Source organism: Haloplanus sp. CK5-1 (assembly GCF_037201915.1).
GTDB lineage: Archaea > Halobacteriota > Halobacteria > Halobacteriales > Haloferacaceae > Haloplanus > Haloplanus salilacus.
Genome location: NZ_CP147505.1, coordinates 677,543 through 695,373, shown reverse-complemented (window position 1 = coordinate 695,373; position 17,831 = coordinate 677,543). Strand labels below are relative to the sequence as shown.

The window sequence follows — 17,831 nt, the reverse complement described above, 5'->3', positions numbered from 1 at the left end:
TCGACCCGCCCCTATCGCCCGGCATGCGCCTCCACTGGCACCGGACCGATCTGCGACCGTCCGACAATCTACCCCTTTCGACGGTCGATTCGGACGAGGAGCCACGCTCCTCGGGAAACCGGCGCGCTCCGCGCGCCGGTGACGAGCCGATCCTCCCAGTGTACGTGTTCGACCCACGGATCCTGGACCACGCCGCTCCCCCACGGATCGCGTTCGTCATCGACAGCCTCGAACGGCTCCGCGAGTGGTACCGCACCCGCGAGAGCGACCTTCTCGTGGTCCGGGGATCCGCACCCGAGGAACTCGCTCGCCTCGCCGACGCGTACGACGCGGACGCCGTCTCCTGGGCGCAGGCATACTCCGGACTCGGCCGGCGACGCGACCAGCGCGTCCGGGAGCGCCTCGACGCCGACGGCGTCGAGAGCCACACCCTCCACGACCACCTCCACCACGAACCGGGATCGATCACGACGAACGAGGGGGAGCCGTACTCGGTGTACAGTTACTTCTGGAAGAAGTGGCGCGACCGGGAGAAACGCGAGTCGGTGCCGGCACCGGGAGCGGACCGCCTCGCCGCGCCGGACCGCGACACACCCATTCCCACCCTCGACGACCTGGGCTTCGAGGAACCCGAAGCGACGGTTCCGACCGGCGGCTACGAGGAAGCTCGTCACCGACTCAACGAGTTCTGCTCGGGGCCGATCTACCGATACGAGCGGGCGCGCGACCGGCCGGCGGCCGACGCCACCTCCCGGCTCTCGCCACACCTCACCCACGGCACCGTCGGCGTCCGGACGGTCCACGACCGGGTGGTGCGCGCCCGCGAGGACGCTCCCGACGCCGACGCTCGCGAGGCCGTCGAGACGTTCCGTGGCGAACTCGCGTGGCGGGAGTTCTACCACCACGTCCTCTATTTCAACCCCGAGGTGGTGACGGAGAACTACCGTGACTACGAGAACGACATCGAGTGGCGCGACGACGCCGGCGAACTCCGCGCATGGAGGAACGGCGAGACGGGGTACCCCATCGTCGACGCCGGGATGCGGCAACTCCGCGAGGAGGCGTACATGCACAACCGCGTGCGGATGATCGTCGCCTCCTTCCTGACGAAGGACCTGCTGATCGACTGGCGGGAGGGGTACGACTGGTTCCGCCGGAAACTCGCCGACCACAACCCAGCGAACGACAACGGCGGCTGGCAGTGGGCCGCTTCGACCGGCACCGACGCCCAGCCCTACTTCCGGATCTTCAACCCGACGACACAGGGCGAACGCCACGACCCCGACGCCGAGTACATCCGCGAGTACGTTCCGGAACTCCGCGGCGTCGACCCCGACCTGATCCACGACTGGACCGACCTCTCGCCGACCCAGCGACGGCGGACCGCTCCCGACTACCCGGCGCCGATCGTCGACCACGGCGACCGACGAGAACGAGCCCTCGCCATGTTCGAACGGGCGCGCGGCGAGGCCGACGACGACTGAGCCACCGACATCCTCAGGTCGGCCGGGGCACGTCGTTGCGGTATGGACCCACGACCGACCGAACCGTTCCCCGACATCGCCGATCGAGACGGGATCGCCACCCTGTCGAAGCGGCTCCGCGATGGCGTCGATCCCACCGACCACACGCCGATCGTGAGCATCAGCGACATCCACGGCTACCTCGACGACGCGCGGCGTGCGCTCCTGACACTCGCGGACCACCCGGAGTACGATCCGGTCGTCGTCCCGGACGACGACGGCCGCCTCCACTGGGCCGACGGGGGGTACGTCCTGGTGTTCAACGGCGACCTGATCGACCGCGGCCCCGACAACGAAGCGGTCGTCCGACTGGTCTCACGACTGCTCGCCGAAGCCCCGCCGGGTCGCGTCCGCGTCACGCTCGGCAACCACGAGATGGGCGTGCTCACCCCCGACAGCTTCGGCTGGCGGGACTGGTACTCCGGGCGGATCGGCGACGACGGTCGGCGAGCGTTCTGTCGCGCGATCCGTGACGGCCACGTCGTCGCGGCCTACGAGGGATACGGCGTTACCTACGCCCACGCGGGTCGCCCCGACCCCTACGACGTGGCGGCCGCCAACGACGCCCTCGCCGCGGCCGCCGAGGACGTCGCGGCGGCGGTCGGGACACCCAGCGACGAGACCACTCAGCGCCGCGCCATCGAGGAGTACCCCCTCGTCCTCGGTCTCGGCGGCCGCGGGGGACGGGGCGAGGGGGCCGGTCTCGCGTGGCTGGACTTCTCCCGCCTCCCCCCGGACGCGCCGCCACAGGTGGTCGGCCACACGCGCCACGACCGGCCCACGCGCACCGGCAACGTCGTCTGTGAGAACGTCATCCGGCGTAACCGACGGACTGCAGGGGGTGAGGCCGTCCTCGTCGAGACGGTCGACGGCCTCTCTGCCCTCCGTCGACGCCCCGACGGGAGCGTGGCCGAACGCTCCTTCGATCACCCCGGCGGCCGCCGAGGGGAGCGCAGTTGACCCGCCACGACACGGCGGCCGTGTTCGGTGCACGGTCCCCGTCGACCGTCGATAGTCCCGAACTCCCGGGGGGGGCGATCGTAACGCGCACGGAAACTGTTAAGAGCGGATTGGGCTAAGGACGTGGTAACCGATGTCGCTCGATACGATGGCTTCTGCCGACGCGACCTGGACGGGAAGTGCACGCCCCGACACAGGAGGGGCGTGAGATGGGATTCGACGAGATGCTCGAGGCAGGCGACGTCGACACCATCTGGATGGACGGCGAGTTCGTCGACTGGGAGGACGCCCAGATCCACGTGCTCACACACGGCCTCCACTACGGTACTGGCGTCTTCGAGGGGGTCCGGTGTTACGACACCGAGGAGGGACCGGCCATCTTCCGGTGGGACGAACACCTCGACCGCTTCTACCAGTCGGGACAGCCGTACAACCTCGAGATTCCCTTCGATCGGGAGGAACTGACCGCGGCGACGAAGGAACTCATCCGCCGACAGGAGTTGCACTCCTGTTACATCCGACCCGTCGCGTTCTACGGCTACGACATGCTGGGGCTGGGTCCCGAGGACTGCCCGGAACGGGTCGCCATCGCCGTCTGGCCGTGGGGGGCCTATCTGGGCGAGGACGCCCTCGAAGAGGGTGTCGAGGTCACGGTCTCCTCGTGGCGCAAGTACGCCTCCTCGCAGATTCCGACGAACGCCAAGACGACCGGACCGTACGTCAACAGCGTCCTCGCGAGTCTGGAGGCCAAACGCGAGGGCTACGCCGAGGCCATCCTGCTCAACCAGGAGGGCAACGTCGCCGAGGGGCCGGGCGAGAACCTCTTTCTCGTCCGTGACGGCGAGATCTACACCCCCGGACTCGCCGAGGGGATCCTCGACGGGATCACCCGAAACACGGTCATCACCCTCGCGCGCGAACTGGGATACACCGTCCACGACGACGCCACGATCAGCCGCGGCGAACTCAACACCGCGGACGAACTGTTCTTCTCCGGCACTGCAGCCGAGGTGACGCCGATCCGGAAGATCGACAACGTCGTCATCGGCGAGGGGACCCGTGGTCCGGTGACGACCGACGTTCAGGAGGCCTTTTTCGACCTGATCGAGCGCCGGACCGACGACCACGCCGACTGGTTCGAGTTCGTCGAGACGGACGCGTAGGTGTCTACCGGCCGTCGTCTTCGTCGGCGGCGTCCACGTCCGCATCCGCGCCGTCGACGGGGTCGACGGCGATGTCGACGCCGTGAGCGGTGTCTTCCTCCGCGAACCCCGCGCTGAGGATGCGCGTCAGCGCCTCCTCGACGCTCTCGCCCGTCTCCTCGATCCGGTCGGGGTCGACCTCGATGACGAAGCCGGTGGTGATGTTCGGTGCGGTGGGCATGAACAACACCACCTCGCCGTCCGGCGTGGTCTTCCCCGTCTTGAACGCGGTCATGTTGATCCCCGGCCACGTCTCCAGTCGAACCGGCTTCTGGAGGTCCTCGGTGCCGGTGAGAGCCGTCTCGACGGCCAGTTTCGAGGCGTTGTAGAGGATGCGGACGAGCGGCACGCGGTTCATCGCGCTGTCGAGGACACCCTCGAACAGGCGTCCAGCGGTCGTCCGCATCAGGTAGCCGACCGACAGCACCAGCATGGCGAACACGACGAGGGCGACTGGCACGCCGTAGTACGGCGGGAGCGTGTCGATGATCGGCAGATCCGCCACCCGGGAGTACAGCCAGTTGAGGACGAACACGATGACGAGGATCGGCACGAGCACCACCAGCCCGCTGGCGATGTCGCGTCTCCACGAGGACATTGGGGAGTGATGGGCAGCCGGGGTCTTCAGCGTGTTCACACGAACGGGACGAACCGCCGGGGATTAACACCCCGCGGACACCACACGTCCGCATGATCGTCTCGCTGGTCGCCGGTGCGCTCTGGGCGATGCTGCCGGCGTACGTGCCGAACAACGTCGCGGTCCTCGCCGGCGGGGGTCGGCCGATCGACGGCGGACGAACCCTCGGCGACCGCCGCCTCCTCGGCGACGGCAAGACCTGGCGCGGCACCGCCGCGGGGACGCTCGCGGGCGTCGCACTCGCAGTCGGGCTGAACGCCGTCCGGACCGCCGTCGGCGACGCCCTGGGGACGACGCTCCCGGCCTTCCCGCTCCGGGCCGCCCTCGGGTTGGCGCTCGGCGCGATGCTCGGTGACATCGGTGCGTCCCTAGTGAAGCGTCGCCTGGGTCGAGAGCGCGGCGCGGCCGTCCCGGGGCTCGACCAACTCGACTTCGTCGTCGGCGCACTCGCGCTCGCGGCGCTGCTCGCGCCGGCGTGGACGCCGTCGACCTTCTCGCTCCCCCGACTGGGGGTCGTCCTCGTCGCCACGCCCCTGCTCCACGTCACGACGAACGCCGGGGCGTATCTCCTCGGCCTGAAATCGGAGCCGTGGTGAGACCGGATCGTCCGGTTTATGTCGGTTCGCGGCCCCGAACACCCTAATGACGGACCAGGACCTCATCGACGCGCTCCGGGCGGCCGAGGCCGTGAAGTTCGGCGAGTTCGAACTCTCGCACGGCGGAACGAGCGACTACTACGTCGACAAGTACCTCTTCGAGACCGACCCGCAGTGTCTCCGTCTGATCGCGTCGGCCTTCGCCGACCGCGTCGGCGACGACACGACACTCGCCGGCATCGCCCTCGGTGCGGTTCCCCTCGTGGCGGTGACGAGCGCCGAGACCGGCCGTCCCTACGTGATCGCCCGCAAGCAGGCCAAGGAGTACGGCACGGGCAACCGAATCGAGGGACGCCTCGACGACGGCGACCGCGTGGTCGTCCTCGAGGACATCGCCACCACCGGGCGGAGCGCACTCGACGCCGTCGAAGCGCTCCGCGAGGCCGGCGCGACAGTCGACCGGGTGCTCGTCGTCGTCGACCGCGAGGAGGGCGCGAGCGAGTTGCTCGCCGATCACGGGATCGAACTGGAGTCGTTGCTCACGGCGACCGAACTCCTGGCCGACGAGTGACTCACATCGAGGGGCCGACACGCGTGATGGCGAAGGTCGTCAGCCCGTGTCGCTCGGCACAGGTCCGCTCGCCGCCGGCGACACGCCCCACCGTCGACGCGAGGTCGGCGGCGCTCGCCGCCCGCGCGTCGACGTCGATGTCGCCTTCGAGTGCGGCGTAGGTCTCGCCGTCCCCGGTCACCTTGCAGACGGGGACGATGGGGTGGCCGGTCGGGACGCCGTCGGCCGTGGCGTGGACGACGACGTGCGCGCCGGCGGCCGCCAGCCCCGTCGCGGCCTCCGCGAACTGCGCCGGCGCGTCGACGAGCGCCACGCCCGAGTCGTGGGTCGCCGGCGCGCCGTACGGCACCAGTTCTCTGATCGGTCGCCCACCCCACGCCCGCGTGACTTCCTCGACCGACCGCTCGGCCGCTCGGCGGGCGGGCCCCGCCGTCCGCGGCGCGTCCCCGCCGCCCAGCACCGCGCCGAGGCGGTCCGTGCCCTCGACCGCGTCGGCGTGGGGGCGGAGCCGTTCGGTCCCCGCGACGACGACCCGCCCGCCGGCCTCGACGACGCGGTCGACGAGCGACCCCACCAGCGGGTCGGCGCGCTCGACCGTCGAGTCCCGGAGGTCGCCGCTCACGACGCCGACGGTGAGGTCGCCGAGACCGGCCGTCGCCGTCCGCGACCCCCGATCGATCAGCGCGCGAGCGTGGTCGACGCCCCTCTCGACCGCCTCTGCTGACCCGCCGACCCCCTGGATGGAGAGTTCCCGAACCGGGACGCCGTCGTCCGCGAGGGTCGCCGCCAGGGCATCGCTCTGGACGCCCTCACACCCCAAGCCGACGACGACGGCGCCGGCGACGTTGGGATTGTTCGCGACCCCTCGGAGGCTGCGCTCGGTCTGTGTCTCGTCCGCACCGAGTTGGGAACAGCCGTGGTCGTGGGACGCGCTCACCGCGCCGTCGACGGCGTCGGCGATCCGATCCGCAACCTGGTGCGAGCAGATCACTGACGGGAGCACCAGCAGCCGGTCGCGGACCCCGACGCCGTCCGGGCGGTCGTAGGCGTCGACCGGCCACGGGTCGCCGTCGGTCGCGGGGCCGTCCCTCGACTCGTCGACCGTCGACGGCGCGGTCACACCGCCTCACCGCCCGGATCGTCGGCGCCCGCATCCTCCAGATCCCCGCGACCTCGGGTGCTCTCGCAGTTGTGCGTGTGGACCCACTCCCCGGGAGCGATGCCGTCGCTCGCCCGCCCGATCACCTCGCCGTACTTCTGCACCTCGTCGCCGGCGTCGATCCGGACGAGCGCGACCTTGTGGCCGAATGGGACGTCCTCCTCGAGTCGGATCGGCTCGTCGATCGGCGTCCCCTCGGCGGGCGGGAGTCGGTCGCCTGCGTCGAGGTCCGCGAGCGCCGTCGCGACCACGTCGCCGGCGTCCATGACGAGTGCGACGTCGTCGACGACGGTCCCCTTCACGATCCCGTCCCCCCTCTGGGGGCCGTCGCGTGGACCTCGTTGATCGCGAACTCGGTCAGGCCGCGGCGCTCGGCCTCGGTCCGGCGGCCGTCGGCGGTGTCGAGGATCGTCCGGTAGATCCGCTCGCCGATCGACGGCAGCGACTCGCCGTCCATCACCGTGCTCGCGTTCACGTCGATGTTGTTCGCCATGCGATCCCACGTGTTGGGGTTGCCGGTCACCTTGATCACGGGGGCGATCGGGTTGCCGGTGGTGCTCCCCCGTCCGGTCGTGAACGCGACGACCTGTGCGCCGCCGGCGACCTTGCCGACGACGCTCTCGACGTCGAATCCCGGCGTGTCCATCAAGACGAGACCGCCGCCGGTCGGGAGGGACTCGGCGTAGTCGACCAGTCCGCGGATCGGTGTCGTCCCGCCCTTGACGATCGCGCCGAGACTCTTCTCCTCGATGGTCGTCAGCCCACCCTCCTTGTTCCCGGGGGTCGGCTGTGCGCCCCGGAGGTCGACACCCATCTCCCGCGCCATGTCCTCGCGCGCCGCGACGCGGTCGAGGAGGCGGTCGCGGGTCGTCTGGTCCACACAGCGCTCCGCGAGGACGTGTTCCGCGCCGATGAACTCAGGCGTCTCGCTGAACGAGACGGTGCCGCCGGCGGCGACGAGGCGGTCGCAGGCGTCCCCGACGGCGGGGTTGGCGGCGATCCCGCTGGTGGCGTCGCTCCCGCCACACTCGACGGCGAAGATCAGCTCCGACGCGTCGGCCGACTCGCGACGCGCGCCGTCGGCCTCGGCCCGGAGCCCGCGGGCCCGCTCGATCCCCGCCTCGACGGCGGCCGCCGTGCCGCCGACCTCGCGGATGCTGAGCGTCTCGACCGGCTTGCCCGTCGCGGCGACGTCGTCGGCGATGGCGTCGGTATCGATCTCCTCGGTCCCGAGCGCGACGACGAGCGCTGCGCCGACGTTCGGATTGCGACCCACGCCACTGAGGACGCGCCGGGTCTGCTCGCGGGCCGGGGCCGGCTGGCGGGCGCCCATCCCGTGTGGCGTCGCGCGGACTCCGTCGCCGGCATCGTTCGCCACGCGCTTTGCCAGTCCGCTCGCAGTCACCGATATCGGGATCACCGCGACGTGGTTCCTGACGCCGACCGCCCCGTCCGGACGACGGTAGCCCTCGAACTCGTCCATACCGGATCACGCGCCCGCCAGACAATAGAGGTTCGCACGTCGGTCATGCCAACCGTTAAGTTCCGAATGTGGGATACGGGCTGTATATGCCACTTCGCGAGTCGCTGGCGTCGTACTTCGGGTTCGAGGAACACGGCACCGACCTCCGTACCGAGGTGCTCGCGGGCGTCACCACCTTCCTGACGATGTCGTACATCGTCGTGGTGAACCCGAGCATCCTCGCGGGGATTCCGGGCGAGAAACCCGGCATCGTCGTCTCGGGGTACGGGCCCGGCGAGGTGCAGTCGATGCTCGCCGTCGTCACCATCGTCGCCGCGGCGACGGCGACGCTCATCATGGCGCTGTACGCGAACCGACCGTTCGGACAGGCACCGGGACTCGGCCTGAACGCCTTCTTCGCGTTCACCGTCGTCGGCGCACTCGGCATCCCCTGGCAGACGGCCCTCGCCGCCGTCGTCGTCGAGGGGGTCGTCTTCATCGTCCTCACCGCCGTGGGGGCACGCGAGTACGTCATCCGAGCGTTTCCCGAACCCGTCAAGTTCGCGGTCGGCACCGGGATCGGCCTCTTTCTGACCATCATCGGTCTGCAGGCGATGAACATCGTCACGGCCGATCCGGCGACGCTCGTTACCCTGGGCCCGGTCGCCTCGGACCCGGTCGCCATCGTCTCCGTCGTCGGCCTCTTCCTGACGCTCGCGCTCTACGCCCGCGGTCTCCGTGGCTCGATCGTCCTCGGCATCCTCGCGACGGCGGCACTCGGGTGGGGCGTCGCCACCGCCGGCCTCGTGGGTGGCGACGCCGCCGGGCGACTCGTCGCCGGCGGCGCGGGTGCGACCTACGACATCACGCCGCTCGCGGGCGCCTTCGTCGTCGGTCTCGCCGACATCGAGGCGTTCACCTTCGCGCTGGTCGTGTTCACCTTCTTCTTCGTCGACTTCTTCGACACCGCGGGCACGCTCACCGGCGTCTCACAGATCGCCGGCTTCCTCGACGAGAACGGGAACCTGCCCGACATCGACCGGCCGCTGATGGCCGACGCCGTCGGGACGACCGTCGGCGGCATGCTGGGCACGTCGACGGTCACCACGTACATCGAGTCGGCCTCGGGCGTCGAGGAGGGTGGCCGAACGGGAATGACCGCGCTGGTGGTCGCCCTGCTCTTTCTGGCGTCGCTCGCGGCCGTCCCACTCGCGGCCGCCATCCCGCTCTACGCCTCCCACATCGCCCTGGTGGTCATCGGCGTCGTCATGCTGAGCAACGTCGTCGACATCGCGTGGGACGACCTCTCTTATGCCATCCCCGCGGGGATGACCATCCTCGTCATGCCATTCACCTACTCCATCGCGACCGGCATCGCGGCCGGCATCGTCACGTTCCCCATCGTGAAGGCCGCCCGCGGCGAGTGGAGCGACATCCGCCTCGGCCACTGGACGCTCGCGGCGGCGTTCGTCCTGTACTACGTGGTTCGCACACGCACGCTGGCGTAGGGCGTCCGCCGTGGTCGCCGGACGCGCCCCGCGCACACGCCCGCCGACCTCAAGTTCTCCGAGACCCAAGCGGACACGATGGCAACGCTGGAACTCTACGAACTGCCCGGCTGTCCGTACTGCGCAAAAGTCAAGACCAAACTCGACGAACTCGGTCTCGAGTACACGTCCCACGAGGTGCCACGCTCCCACTCGGAGCGGACGAAGGTCGAAGACGTGAGCGGTCAGACCGGCGTGCCGGTGCTCGTCGACCCCGACAACGACGTCGAGGGCATGGCAGAGAGCGACGACATCGTCGACTACCTCGACGAGACGTACGGCGCCGGCGCCGCGAACTGACGGCCCGACGCCGACCACGTACGACCCGAAAACCTCGGCGCGTGCGGGAGGCTAACTCTCGGCCGGTGCGCGGGCACGCTCCAAAATGAGGTCGCGGAGGTCGTCGGCGTCCCGGAGTGCCGAGAGTTCCTCCTGGCTGACGAGGGCGGTCCCCTCGACGGCGTCGCGCTTCTCGCGTTCCTCCGTGACGTACACCGACCGCGTTCGGGTCACCTCGCCCAGCGAGGACATGATGCGGGCGCGCTTCTCGGCACTCCGGGTGAACGCGGAGTGACCCGTTAGCAGGTTCTCGATCTCGTGGTCGCCGTCCTCGCTGACGGCGGTGAAGGGGGCGCGGTTCGTCGGGTGGACGGTGAATCCGACACGGGCGAGGACGGCGAGGACGTGGTCCTCGTCGGGGTCGACCGCGGGGTCCTCGGGCGTCGGCTCGGCGTCGCGGACCGCCTCGGCACCGTCGAGCACCTCGACGGGGTCGCTGAACGGCTGGTCGAACAGTTCCTCGAGTTTGATCGCCACCTCGATGCTGGCGTTCATGCCGTCCTCGTACTTCGAGACGGTGCGCCGCGAGACGCCGAGTTCGGTCGCCAGCCGACCCAGACTCCAGCCGCGCTCCTCGCGTTCGTCCGAGAGCAGGTCGCCGTCGATGTTGACGTACAGACCGCCGGGGGCCGCGTAGATGAGCGGCGGGACGTTCTCCACGAACAAGTCGAAGGCGGTGTCGGGGTTGATCGCGGGGACGCCGTGCCGGAAGTAGACGACTTCGGGCTTGAGCTCCTCGTCGCGGGTTCGCAGGCCGATGACCAGCGGCGTCGCCGACAGGTACGATCCGAGCCGACGCATCTCGAGGCCGGTCTCGGCGTCGAGACCGTCGACGTTGGCGAGGATCTTCACCAAGAGCAGGTCGTCGCCCCGCCGTGCGGCGAGGTCGAAGCTCTTGGGGCGGATCGAACACCGGTCGCTCACCACGAACCCCGCGTCTTGGAGCATCGCCGTGATGTTCCCGACCAGTGCTGACCGTGACATACCCAAAGGTAAGCGTTCCGTGACATATATAAGTTGTGTAGCCATCGGACTTACGTCTGGCGATTGGCAGGACCGAACGACGGATCGCCCCAACCGTCCGATCGCCGGCCGTCTCCCACGGCCGTTCGTGGGGCCGTCGCCCCACGCCTTTCCCGTGGGCCGTCGCCCCACGCCGACGCGAAACGGCTTTGATCGTCGGCCCGCTCCGTCCGTCCGTGACACTCGTCGGCCTCGACGACACCGACTCCCGAGAGCGCGGGATGTGTACGACATACGTGGCGACCCGCGTGGCCGCCGCCATCGAGACGGCCGGTGGGACGGTCGATCACCGGCTTCTGATCCGGCTCGACCCGTCGATCGAGTTCAAGACCCGCGGGAACGCCGCTCTCTGTCTCGAAACCGACCTCGACCCCGACCGCGCGTTCGACCTCGCGGTCGACGCAGTCGAGTCGCTGGCGGCGGTCGAGGACCCGAAGACGAGTCCGGGCGTCGTCGTCGCGGACGCGTCGACGGGGACCGTCGCCGATCCGGTCGCGGCACTCGCCCGCCGGGCGGTTCACGAGCGAGTCGACCGTGACGAGGCGCTCGGCCTCGCCGACCGCCTGGGCTACCGGCACCGCGGTTGGGACGGCGGCCGGGGGCGGATCGGCGCGCTCGCGGCGGTCGGTGCCGGCCGCGCCTTCGACGACTGGACGTACGAACACGTCGCGTACCGGGAACTGGAGCGGTGTGGCACCCCCCGCGAGGTCGACCGCGAGAGCGTTTTCGCGGCGGCCGAGGCGGCCTACCCCGACGCGTGGGACACCGTCGACCGTGCCGAGGACGAACTCGTCTGTGTCCCCTCGGCACCGGGGCCAATCCTCTACGGTATCCGCGGTGACGACCCCGAGACGGTCCGGGAGGTGGCGCGGGCTATCGGGAGCGAACCCGTCGATCGGTCGGCGACCTTCCGCACCAATCAGGGGACGGACGCCCACCTCCAGTCGGGGACGGTCGAGACGGTCCGGGACGGACGAGCCTACCGGATCGACGCCGTCGTCGACGACGCCCCGGAGACGCGGGCGGGCGGCCACGTCCACACGACCGTCCGGGACGGCGACGACCACCTCCCCTGCGTGGCGTTCGAACCCACCAAGCGCTTCCGCGACCGAGTGCGTTCCCTCCGCCCCGGGGATCGGGTAACCGTGTGTGGCGAAGTAGGCCAGGGAACGCTCAAACTCGAGAAGTTCGCGCTCCGGGACCCCGTGACGACCGAATCCGCCGTGCCGACCTGTCCGGACTGTGGGCGGTCGATGGAGAGCGCCGGCCGCGACCAGGGCTACCGCTGTCGGGACTGCGGGACGACCGCTCCCGGTCGGGTCGAGCGCGAACTCGACCGACGCCTCGACCCGGGCTGGTACGAGGTGCCGCCGTGTGCCCGTCGCCACGTTGCGAAGCCCCTGATCCGGGGAGGCTTCGACACGCCGACCTACCCCGAGCGGTGACCCCGACGAGCCGTTCAACGACCCGTTGACCGGCGGTAAGAAGCACATATCGAAGTGGGGTCGGCTGCTCCGTGTGGACGATGCTCACCCGCCTCGCACGCCACCGGGGGATCGAGCCGTGAGTTCGACCGACGACCCCGACGTGACGCCCGACAGTCCCGCCCTCGATCGGTGGCCGACGTTCAGGCTGGACCACGTCATCGACGACGAACGGTGTACGATCTACCCTTCGGACCGTTCGGCCGACCGTCGGACCGGCGCGTGGATCACCGCCCACCGCGACGCGTTCGTCGCCCTCGACGGGGTCCGATAACCTCACTTCGCCCGCCCGGTGAGGGGGACGACGACGTCCGCGTCGTCGTCGACGACCCCCCGCTCACGGTAGGCGCGGAGCCCCGCGGGGGCGGCGGCGGCCGTGGGTTCGACCCGCAATCCGCCGCGACCGAGGTCGGCCACCGCCCGTTCGACGGCCTCGGCCGGAACCGCTATCGCGTCGCCGTCGGTCGCGTCGAGCGCCGTCTCGATGGCGCTCCGCCGCACCGGATCCCGGATCCGGATCCCGTCCGCGAGGTCGTTCCTCCCATCGACACCGCCGCCACGGTCGGCCGCGACCGGGGCGTACCCCGCCGCCTGCACGGCGAGCAGTCGGGGCATCCGCTCCGTCCACCCCGCGTCGACGAGGGCGCGGAATCCGCGGTACGCGCCCAACAGGAGCGTGCCGTGCCCCAGCGGGACCACCACCGCGTCGGGGACGGCCCAGTCGCGTTGCGCGGCGAGTTCGAGGCCGAAGGTTTCGGTGCCGGCGAAGAAGGCGGGGTTCCAGGCGTGGCTGGCGTACCAGCCCTCGCCGGCCTCGACCGCCCGCCGACACGCCGCCGAGACCGCCTCGCGGTCGCCGTCGACGGTGACGGCCGTCGCGCCGACAGCCTCGACGGCCCGGCGCTTGGCCGGTGTGACCGACGCCGGGACGTAGATGTCGGCGTCGAGGCCCGCGCGGGCTGCGTAGGCGGCGACCGCCGCGCCGGCGTTGCCCGAGGAGTCCTCGATCACGCGGTCGACGCCCAGTTCGACCGCCCGGGAGACGACCGTCGCCGCGCCGCGATCCTTGAAGCTCCCGGTCGGGGAGACGTACTCCAGTTTGAACGTCGCCTCCCACGCCGGCGCGTCGACGAGCGGGGTGAACCCCTCGCCGAGAGTGACGCGTGACGGGACGGGGAGGAAGTCGTCGAACGCCCACAGCCCACGCCGGCTATCGAAGTCGTCGAACGGGGGCGCGGATCCCTCCGGTCGGGGCACCGACGCGAACTCGAGGGGCGATCCACAGGAACAGCGCCAGCGGTCGGCGTAGGTCCGATCACAGCGCGGGCAGACGAGATCGGTCGCCATCCTAGTAGCTGTCGACGTTCTTGCCGACCGAGCAGACGTACTCGCCGGTGGCGACCTGCGGGAGGCGACGACTCCGCCAGAAGATGCCGTCGTTGTCGGCGGTGATCCGAGCCTTCAACTCCCCGAAGGGGTCGGTCACCTCGAACAGCGTCTCGTCGGCGCTGACCCGGTCGCCGAGGTCGTGTTCGTAGCGGACGAGGCCACCGACCGGCGAGCCGTACTGGTCGAACGCCTTCGCCCGTGTCTGGGGTTCGACCGCCCCGTCGCCGTCGAGGAAGCCGTACCCCCGGAGGACGTTGAACACGCCCTCGACGCCCGTGGCGATACTTCCCTCGTTCCAGCCGACGGCCCCGCCGAGTTCGGGGTCGATCGCCGGCGTGCCGTCGGAGGGGGCGACCCGGGCGAGTTGGCCGTCCGGCCCCTTCTGGTCGAGGACGTAGCCACAGCCGAACGTCTTCGCGAGGTCGAGACACTCGGAGTGGAGACGGTGGCGGCGGCCACACCGCACCCGGACCTCGTCGATCATGCGGCTGGTCGACCCCTGGTGGAGGTCGAGGACGAGGTCGGCGTCCCGCGCGACGTCGTAGGTGGCGGCGGCGATGCGCTCGCTCGACGTGCCGTTCTCGTCGCCGGGGTACGCCCGGTTCATCTTCGTGTCGTCGATAGGGTTGCGGTGTTCGGCCACCTGGAACGCGTGGTAGTTGACGATACCGACCAAGACCACGGTCCCGGCGAGTTCGTCGGGGTCGAGTCGCGGAACGACGCGTTGCACCACTCCGACGCCGTTGAGCTCGTCGCCGTCGCTGGCGGCCTGGATGTAGAGGGTCTTCCCGTCACGTGCCCCCTCGACGACGGCCACCGGGAGTCCGAACGTACTGCCGTCACGCGTCTCGCCGGCGTCGAGACGGCCGGTGTCGACCGTCCCGGGCGAGGCGTCCGCGCTGCCCACCGAAGTCATTGTCCGACACACGAACTCGGCCCCTTTGAGCGGTTCGGTCGCGGTCGAGTCGCCCGGCTTCCCGACCGGAACAACGATGGGGATTTGACCGTGGGGCCCCAGCCTCCCCCCGTGAGCGACGACCCACCGGAGCGCCCGCCGTCGGCTGGACTGCTCGACGCACTGCGGGTTCGGCGAAACGCCGCCGTCGGCGGCGTCGTCGGCGTCACGCTGGCCGTCCTCGGCTACCTCGTCCGCGTCTTCGAACTGGCCGGGCCCGCCGCCGGTACGCAGTCCTACCCCGTGGTCGGCCCCGAGGGTTGGTTCCTGATTCTCGGGGTCGTCCTCGCGTCGGCGACGGCGTTGCTCGTGACGGCGGCACTGACGGTCGCGACGGCCTACCGCCTCACCCGCCGTCTGTAGGGTCGTCGTCGCCCGCCAACTCCGAGAGCCGCGACGCCCCGGCGCGGGTCCCCTTCGCGATGAGGACGTCGCCGGCGTGGACGGCCGTCTCCGGCCCGGGAGAGATGGCCCAGTCGCCGTCGCCACGCCGCACCGCGATGACGCGCATCCCCGTCGCCGTCTTCACCTCGAGTTCGCCCAGCGAGGCGTCCGCGAGCCGCGCCCCCTCGCCGACGGCGACGCGGACGATCACCTCGTCGGACTCCTCGACTGCGGCGGCGACGACCGGGTGGGTGTCCAACCCCCTGAGAACGCCCTCGCTGATCTCCAGGGCGGCGTCGCTGATCACCTCCGTCGCGCTCGCGAGGTGAACCAACCCCCGGAGCGAGATGGGGTCCTCGACCCGCCCGGCGGCGCGCAACACCCACGCCTCGAACCTCGATTTCAGCGCGTCCACCTCGGCTTCGAGTTCCACCACCTCGGCGGCGACCCCCTCGCTGTCGAAGAGGACGGAGCCGTAGGCCAGATCCACCGCGAGTTCGCTCATGTTCTTCATCAACACGATGGAGTCGACCGCCCGGTCCAGGTCGTCGATGGTCGAGTCGACCGGTTCCGGCGGGTCGTAGGCGTCGCCGGTGACGGTGCCGTACGCCGACTCCAGCGCCGCCTCGGTCCCGCGGAGGAGGACCACGTCGTCGACGTCGAGTGTCGTCTCCCGGTCGGGGTTGACGATCCACTCGCCCGCCCGCCGGATCGCGATCACCCGGACGCCCGTCTCCGTCTCCAGATTCAGCCCGCCGAGCGTCCGGTCGGCGAACTCGGAGTCCGCGGCGACCGTACCCCGGACGACCGTCTCGACGGCCTCCGGGATGGCCGTCCGCATCGCCTCGGGGACGCCGATGTCCTCCAGGACGACCTTGGCGATGTCGCCCGCGGCGTCGCTGATCTTCTCGGCGGCCCCGACGACGCCGAGGACGGGCGCGAGCGCTTCGGCGTCCTCGGGGCTCCGGGCAGCCATCAGGAGGCTCATCCGCGCCTGCATCTGTAATACGTCCATCCGCTCTTCGAGTTCCAGCACTTCCGCGGCCACCTCGTCGCTCCCGTGGAGCACCGCGGAGTACGACAGGTCGATGAGGAGTTCCGCCGTGTCTTTCATCTCCGCGAGGACGGCTTTCACGCTGACTGGCTCGTACGCGACGTCCCCGGGATCCATACCCCAACACCCGCGCCCAGACACCAAAAGTCCCCTGCCGGACGCGACCGGATCGGTGGCTTATTGCCACGCTCGCGGAAAGGTGGCCGGACGAACGATGGACGTGTGGACGGATCCGCGGCGGCGACGCTGGATCGGGTGGGCCGTCCTCGCGGCGAGTTTCGTCGTCTTCAGCTTCCACCGGGTGTCGACGTCGGTCATCGCGGACGAACTGATGCGCGCCTTCGACACTACGGGGACCGAACTCGGCGTCCTCCACTCCTCGCTGTTCTACATCTACGCGCTGTTGCAGGTGCCCGCGGGAGTGCTCGCCGACCGCCTCGGCACGCGCCGCATCGCCACTGCGGGGACCCTACTCATGGGCGTCGGCGTCCTCGGCTTCGCCGCCAGCGACGGCTACCTCGTCGCCTTCCTCGCGCGCGCGACGATCGGCCTCGGCGGGAGCGTCATCTACATCTCCGCGCTCCGGTACTGCGCGAACTGGTACCGGGCCGACGAGTTCGCGACGATGACCGGCATCACGTCGGCGATGCCGGGCATCGGCGGCATCCTCGCCACAACGCCGCTCGCGGTGGCCGTCGCCGAACTCGGCTGGCGGGCGACACTCGGTGCCGTCGGTGTCGTCGGGCTCCTCGCCGGTCTGGGTATCTACGTCGGCGTCCGCGACACACCCGGAGACGCCGGTCTCCCCGCCATCGAGGGCGTCGACCCGCCGTCGGAGACGTCGTTCCGGGCGGCAGCGACGAACGCCCGACTGGTGCTCGGCGACCCCACGACGTGGGTGCTCGGCGTCGTCTTCCTCGCCTTCGTCGGCACGACGTTCACCGTCCTCGGCATCTGGGGCGTCCCCTTCCTCGTCGACCGGTACGGGATCACGGTCCGCCGGGCGTCGACGTACGTCCTCGTCGGCAACCTCGGCTTTCTCTTCGGCCCGCCGGCGATGGGACGCCTCTCGGACCGACTCGGCGTCCGCGCGCCCATCGTCGCGGCCGCAAGCGTCTGTTTCGCCGCCGGCTACGGCTTCGTCGCCGTCGTCGGCCGCCCACCCCTCCTCCTCGTGGGGGCTCTCCTGTTCGCCGTGACGTTCGTCGGTGGGGCCGGCTTCATCACCTTCACGCTGGTCAAGGAGCGCCACCCCGCCGCGGCCAGCGGGTCGGCGACTGGCGCGGTCAACAGCCTCGGATTCGCCGGCGTCGCCGCCCTCCCGGTGGTGATGGGGTGGCTCCTCGACGCCTTCTGGACGGGCGAGGTCGTCGACGGCGCTCGGGTGTACACCGCCCTTGGCTACCGGGCGGCCTTCGCCGTCGCCGCGGCGATGGGGCTCGTCGCCCTCGCCGGGTCGACGTGGTACTGGTGGGCCGCGGACGGCACGGACTGACCGGCCCGCGACGGGCGAGCGCAACACCGAAAGGGGTGTGGAGAGACGTCG

The 17,831-nt window shown here is 70.5% G+C and carries 19 protein-coding genes; 11 read left to right on the top strand and 8 right to left on the bottom strand.

Annotated elements, in window-relative coordinates; genetic code table 11:
• The first annotated feature begins 23 nt into the window (after positions 1-23).
• From NBT81_RS03615 to NBT81_RS03605, 3 genes are all read left to right on the top strand, one after another.
• Positions 24-1,484: a deoxyribodipyrimidine photo-lyase gene (locus tag NBT81_RS03615; protein WP_338741127.1), complete on the top strand. Its 1,461-nt coding sequence runs from the start codon at positions 24-26 to the stop codon at positions 1,482-1,484.
• Between the two features lie 42 nt (positions 1,485-1,526).
• A complete protein-coding gene (locus tag NBT81_RS03610) occupies positions 1,527-2,483 on the top strand; it encodes a metallophosphoesterase (RefSeq protein WP_338741126.1) in 957 nt (318 codons plus the stop codon).
• Positions 2,484-2,692: 209 nt separating this feature from the next.
• Positions 2,693-3,646 (top strand): branched-chain amino acid transaminase, encoded by a 954-nt coding sequence (locus NBT81_RS03605; protein WP_338741125.1) that lies wholly within the window; start codon positions 2,693-2,695, stop codon positions 3,644-3,646.
• A gap of 4 nt (positions 3,647-3,650) precedes the next feature.
• Here NBT81_RS03605 and NBT81_RS03600 read toward each other — a convergent pair whose 3' ends face one another.
• The gene (locus tag NBT81_RS03600) at positions 3,651-4,283 is read right to left on the bottom strand and encodes a DUF502 domain-containing protein (protein ID WP_338741124.1); all 633 of its coding nucleotides are present in this window, start codon (positions 4,281-4,283) and stop codon (positions 3,651-3,653) included.
• Positions 4,284-4,375: 92 nt separating this feature from the next.
• On the opposite strand from NBT81_RS03600, the gene NBT81_RS03595 reads away from it, so the two are divergent.
• Positions 4,376-4,918 carry a CDP-2,3-bis-(O-geranylgeranyl)-sn-glycerol synthase gene (locus NBT81_RS03595; RefSeq protein ID WP_338741122.1) on the top strand — a complete coding sequence of 181 codons (543 nt, stop codon included), beginning with the start codon at positions 4,376-4,378 and terminating at the stop codon, positions 4,916-4,918.
• A 46-nt stretch (positions 4,919-4,964) separates the two neighbouring features.
• Positions 4,965-5,489 carry an orotate phosphoribosyltransferase gene (gene pyrE / locus NBT81_RS03590; RefSeq protein WP_338741120.1) on the top strand — a complete coding sequence of 175 codons (525 nt, stop codon included), beginning with the start codon at positions 4,965-4,967 and terminating at the stop codon, positions 5,487-5,489.
• Position 5,490: 1 nt separating this feature from the next.
• Here pyrE and NBT81_RS03585 read toward each other — a convergent pair whose 3' ends face one another.
• The 3 genes from NBT81_RS03585 to NBT81_RS03575 are packed head-to-tail and all read right to left on the bottom strand — an operon-like array spanning position 5,491 to position 8,131.
• Positions 5,491-6,609 carry a UxaA family hydrolase gene (locus tag NBT81_RS03585; protein WP_338741117.1) on the bottom strand — a complete coding sequence of 373 codons (1,119 nt, stop codon included), beginning with the start codon at positions 6,607-6,609 and terminating at the stop codon, positions 5,491-5,493.
• Positions 6,606-6,950, bottom strand: coding sequence for a UxaA family hydrolase (locus NBT81_RS03580; RefSeq protein ID WP_338741116.1), 345 nt, complete (start codon positions 6,948-6,950; stop codon positions 6,606-6,608). Before NBT81_RS03580 ends, NBT81_RS03585 begins: the two co-directional genes overlap by 4 nt.
• Positions 6,947-8,131 (bottom strand): UxaA family hydrolase, encoded by a 1,185-nt coding sequence (locus NBT81_RS03575; RefSeq protein ID WP_338741115.1) that lies wholly within the window; start codon positions 8,129-8,131, stop codon positions 6,947-6,949. The genes NBT81_RS03580 and NBT81_RS03575 overlap by 4 nt, the downstream gene beginning before the upstream one ends.
• An 86-nt stretch (positions 8,132-8,217) precedes the next feature.
• On the opposite strand from NBT81_RS03575, the gene NBT81_RS03570 reads away from it, so the two are divergent.
• Together NBT81_RS03570 and NBT81_RS03565 are read left to right on the top strand one after the other, a co-directional pair.
• Entirely contained in the window at positions 8,218-9,618 is a 1,401-nt protein-coding gene (locus tag NBT81_RS03570) for an NCS2 family permease (protein ID WP_338741114.1), read from the top strand.
• A gap of 78 nt (positions 9,619-9,696) precedes the next feature.
• A complete protein-coding gene (locus NBT81_RS03565; protein WP_338741113.1) occupies positions 9,697-9,957 on the top strand; it encodes a glutathione S-transferase N-terminal domain-containing protein in 261 nt (86 codons plus the stop codon).
• A 51-nt stretch (positions 9,958-10,008) separates the two neighbouring features.
• Here NBT81_RS03565 and NBT81_RS03560 read toward each other — a convergent pair whose 3' ends face one another.
• Positions 10,009-10,980 carry a transcriptional regulator gene (locus tag NBT81_RS03560; protein ID WP_338741112.1) on the bottom strand — a complete coding sequence of 324 codons (972 nt, stop codon included), beginning with the start codon at positions 10,978-10,980 and terminating at the stop codon, positions 10,009-10,011.
• Positions 10,981-11,195: 215 nt separating this feature from the next.
• Between NBT81_RS03560 and NBT81_RS03555 the strand changes: the two genes are divergently transcribed.
• Positions 11,196-12,464 (top strand): tRNA(Ile)(2)-agmatinylcytidine synthase, encoded by a 1,269-nt coding sequence (locus tag NBT81_RS03555; protein ID WP_338741110.1) that lies wholly within the window; start codon positions 11,196-11,198, stop codon positions 12,462-12,464.
• 118 nt (positions 12,465-12,582) lie between these two features.
• A complete protein-coding gene (locus NBT81_RS03550; protein ID WP_338741108.1) occupies positions 12,583-12,777 on the top strand; it encodes a DUF7511 domain-containing protein in 195 nt (64 codons plus the stop codon).
• A gap of 2 nt (positions 12,778-12,779) precedes the next feature.
• Here NBT81_RS03550 and NBT81_RS03545 read toward each other — a convergent pair whose 3' ends face one another.
• Together NBT81_RS03545 and NBT81_RS03540 are read right to left on the bottom strand one after the other, a co-directional pair.
• Positions 12,780-13,850 (bottom strand): pyridoxal-phosphate dependent enzyme, encoded by a 1,071-nt coding sequence (locus NBT81_RS03545; RefSeq protein WP_338741107.1) that lies wholly within the window; start codon positions 13,848-13,850, stop codon positions 12,780-12,782.
• A gap of 1 nt (position 13,851) precedes the next feature.
• On the bottom strand, positions 13,852-14,808 hold the full coding sequence (locus tag NBT81_RS03540; protein WP_338741105.1) for a succinylglutamate desuccinylase/aspartoacylase family protein: 957 nt from the start codon (positions 14,806-14,808) through the stop codon (positions 13,852-13,854).
• A gap of 111 nt (positions 14,809-14,919) precedes the next feature.
• Between NBT81_RS03540 and NBT81_RS03535 the strand changes: the two genes are divergently transcribed.
• Complete coding sequence (locus NBT81_RS03535; protein ID WP_338741103.1) at positions 14,920-15,210, top strand: DUF7536 family protein; 291 nt, start codon at positions 14,920-14,922, stop codon at positions 15,208-15,210.
• Here the strand turns inward: NBT81_RS03535 and NBT81_RS03530 are convergent.
• The gene (locus NBT81_RS03530) at positions 15,194-16,402 is read right to left on the bottom strand and encodes a potassium channel family protein (RefSeq protein ID WP_338741101.1); all 1,209 of its coding nucleotides are present in this window, start codon (positions 16,400-16,402) and stop codon (positions 15,194-15,196) included. The two genes, NBT81_RS03535 and NBT81_RS03530, sit on opposite strands and share 17 nt — an antisense overlap.
• 97 nt (positions 16,403-16,499) lie before the next feature.
• On the opposite strand from NBT81_RS03530, the gene NBT81_RS03525 reads away from it, so the two are divergent.
• Positions 16,500-17,780, top strand: coding sequence for an MFS transporter (locus tag NBT81_RS03525; protein ID WP_338741099.1), 1,281 nt, complete (start codon positions 16,500-16,502; stop codon positions 17,778-17,780).
• Positions 17,781-17,831 lie beyond the last annotated feature (51 nt).

Excerpts from the sequence above, each read along its gene's own strand:
- pyrE (WP_338741120.1), top strand. The coding sequence starts at position 4,965 with ATGACGGACCAGGACCTCATCGACGCGCTCCGGGCGGCCGAGGCCGTG.
- NBT81_RS03565 (WP_338741113.1), top strand. The coding sequence starts at position 9,697 with ATGGCAACGCTGGAACTCTACGAACTGCCCGGCTGTCCGTACTGCGCA.
- NBT81_RS03595 (WP_338741122.1), top strand. The coding sequence starts at position 4,376 with ATGATCGTCTCGCTGGTCGCCGGTGCGCTCTGGGCGATGCTGCCGGCG.
- NBT81_RS03525 (WP_338741099.1), top strand. The coding sequence starts at position 16,500 with ATGGACGTGTGGACGGATCCGCGGCGGCGACGCTGGATCGGGTGGGCC.
- NBT81_RS03610 (WP_338741126.1), top strand. The coding sequence starts at position 1,527 with ATGGACCCACGACCGACCGAACCGTTCCCCGACATCGCCGATCGAGAC.
- NBT81_RS03575 (WP_338741115.1), bottom strand. The coding sequence starts at position 8,131 with ATGGACGAGTTCGAGGGCTACCGTCGTCCGGACGGGGCGGTCGGCGTC.
- NBT81_RS03545 (WP_338741107.1), bottom strand. The coding sequence starts at position 13,850 with ATGGCGACCGATCTCGTCTGCCCGCGCTGTGATCGGACCTACGCCGAC.
- NBT81_RS03570 (WP_338741114.1), top strand. The coding sequence starts at position 8,218 with ATGCCACTTCGCGAGTCGCTGGCGTCGTACTTCGGGTTCGAGGAACAC.
- NBT81_RS03530 (WP_338741101.1), bottom strand. The coding sequence starts at position 16,402 with ATGGATCCCGGGGACGTCGCGTACGAGCCAGTCAGCGTGAAAGCCGTC.
- NBT81_RS03540 (WP_338741105.1), bottom strand. The coding sequence starts at position 14,808 with ATGACTTCGGTGGGCAGCGCGGACGCCTCGCCCGGGACGGTCGACACC.
- NBT81_RS03600 (WP_338741124.1), bottom strand. The coding sequence starts at position 4,283 with ATGTCCTCGTGGAGACGCGACATCGCCAGCGGGCTGGTGGTGCTCGTG.
- NBT81_RS03615 (WP_338741127.1), top strand. The coding sequence starts at position 24 with ATGCGCCTCCACTGGCACCGGACCGATCTGCGACCGTCCGACAATCTA.
- NBT81_RS03560 (WP_338741112.1), bottom strand. The coding sequence starts at position 10,980 with ATGTCACGGTCAGCACTGGTCGGGAACATCACGGCGATGCTCCAAGAC.
- NBT81_RS03605 (WP_338741125.1), top strand. The coding sequence starts at position 2,693 with ATGGGATTCGACGAGATGCTCGAGGCAGGCGACGTCGACACCATCTGG.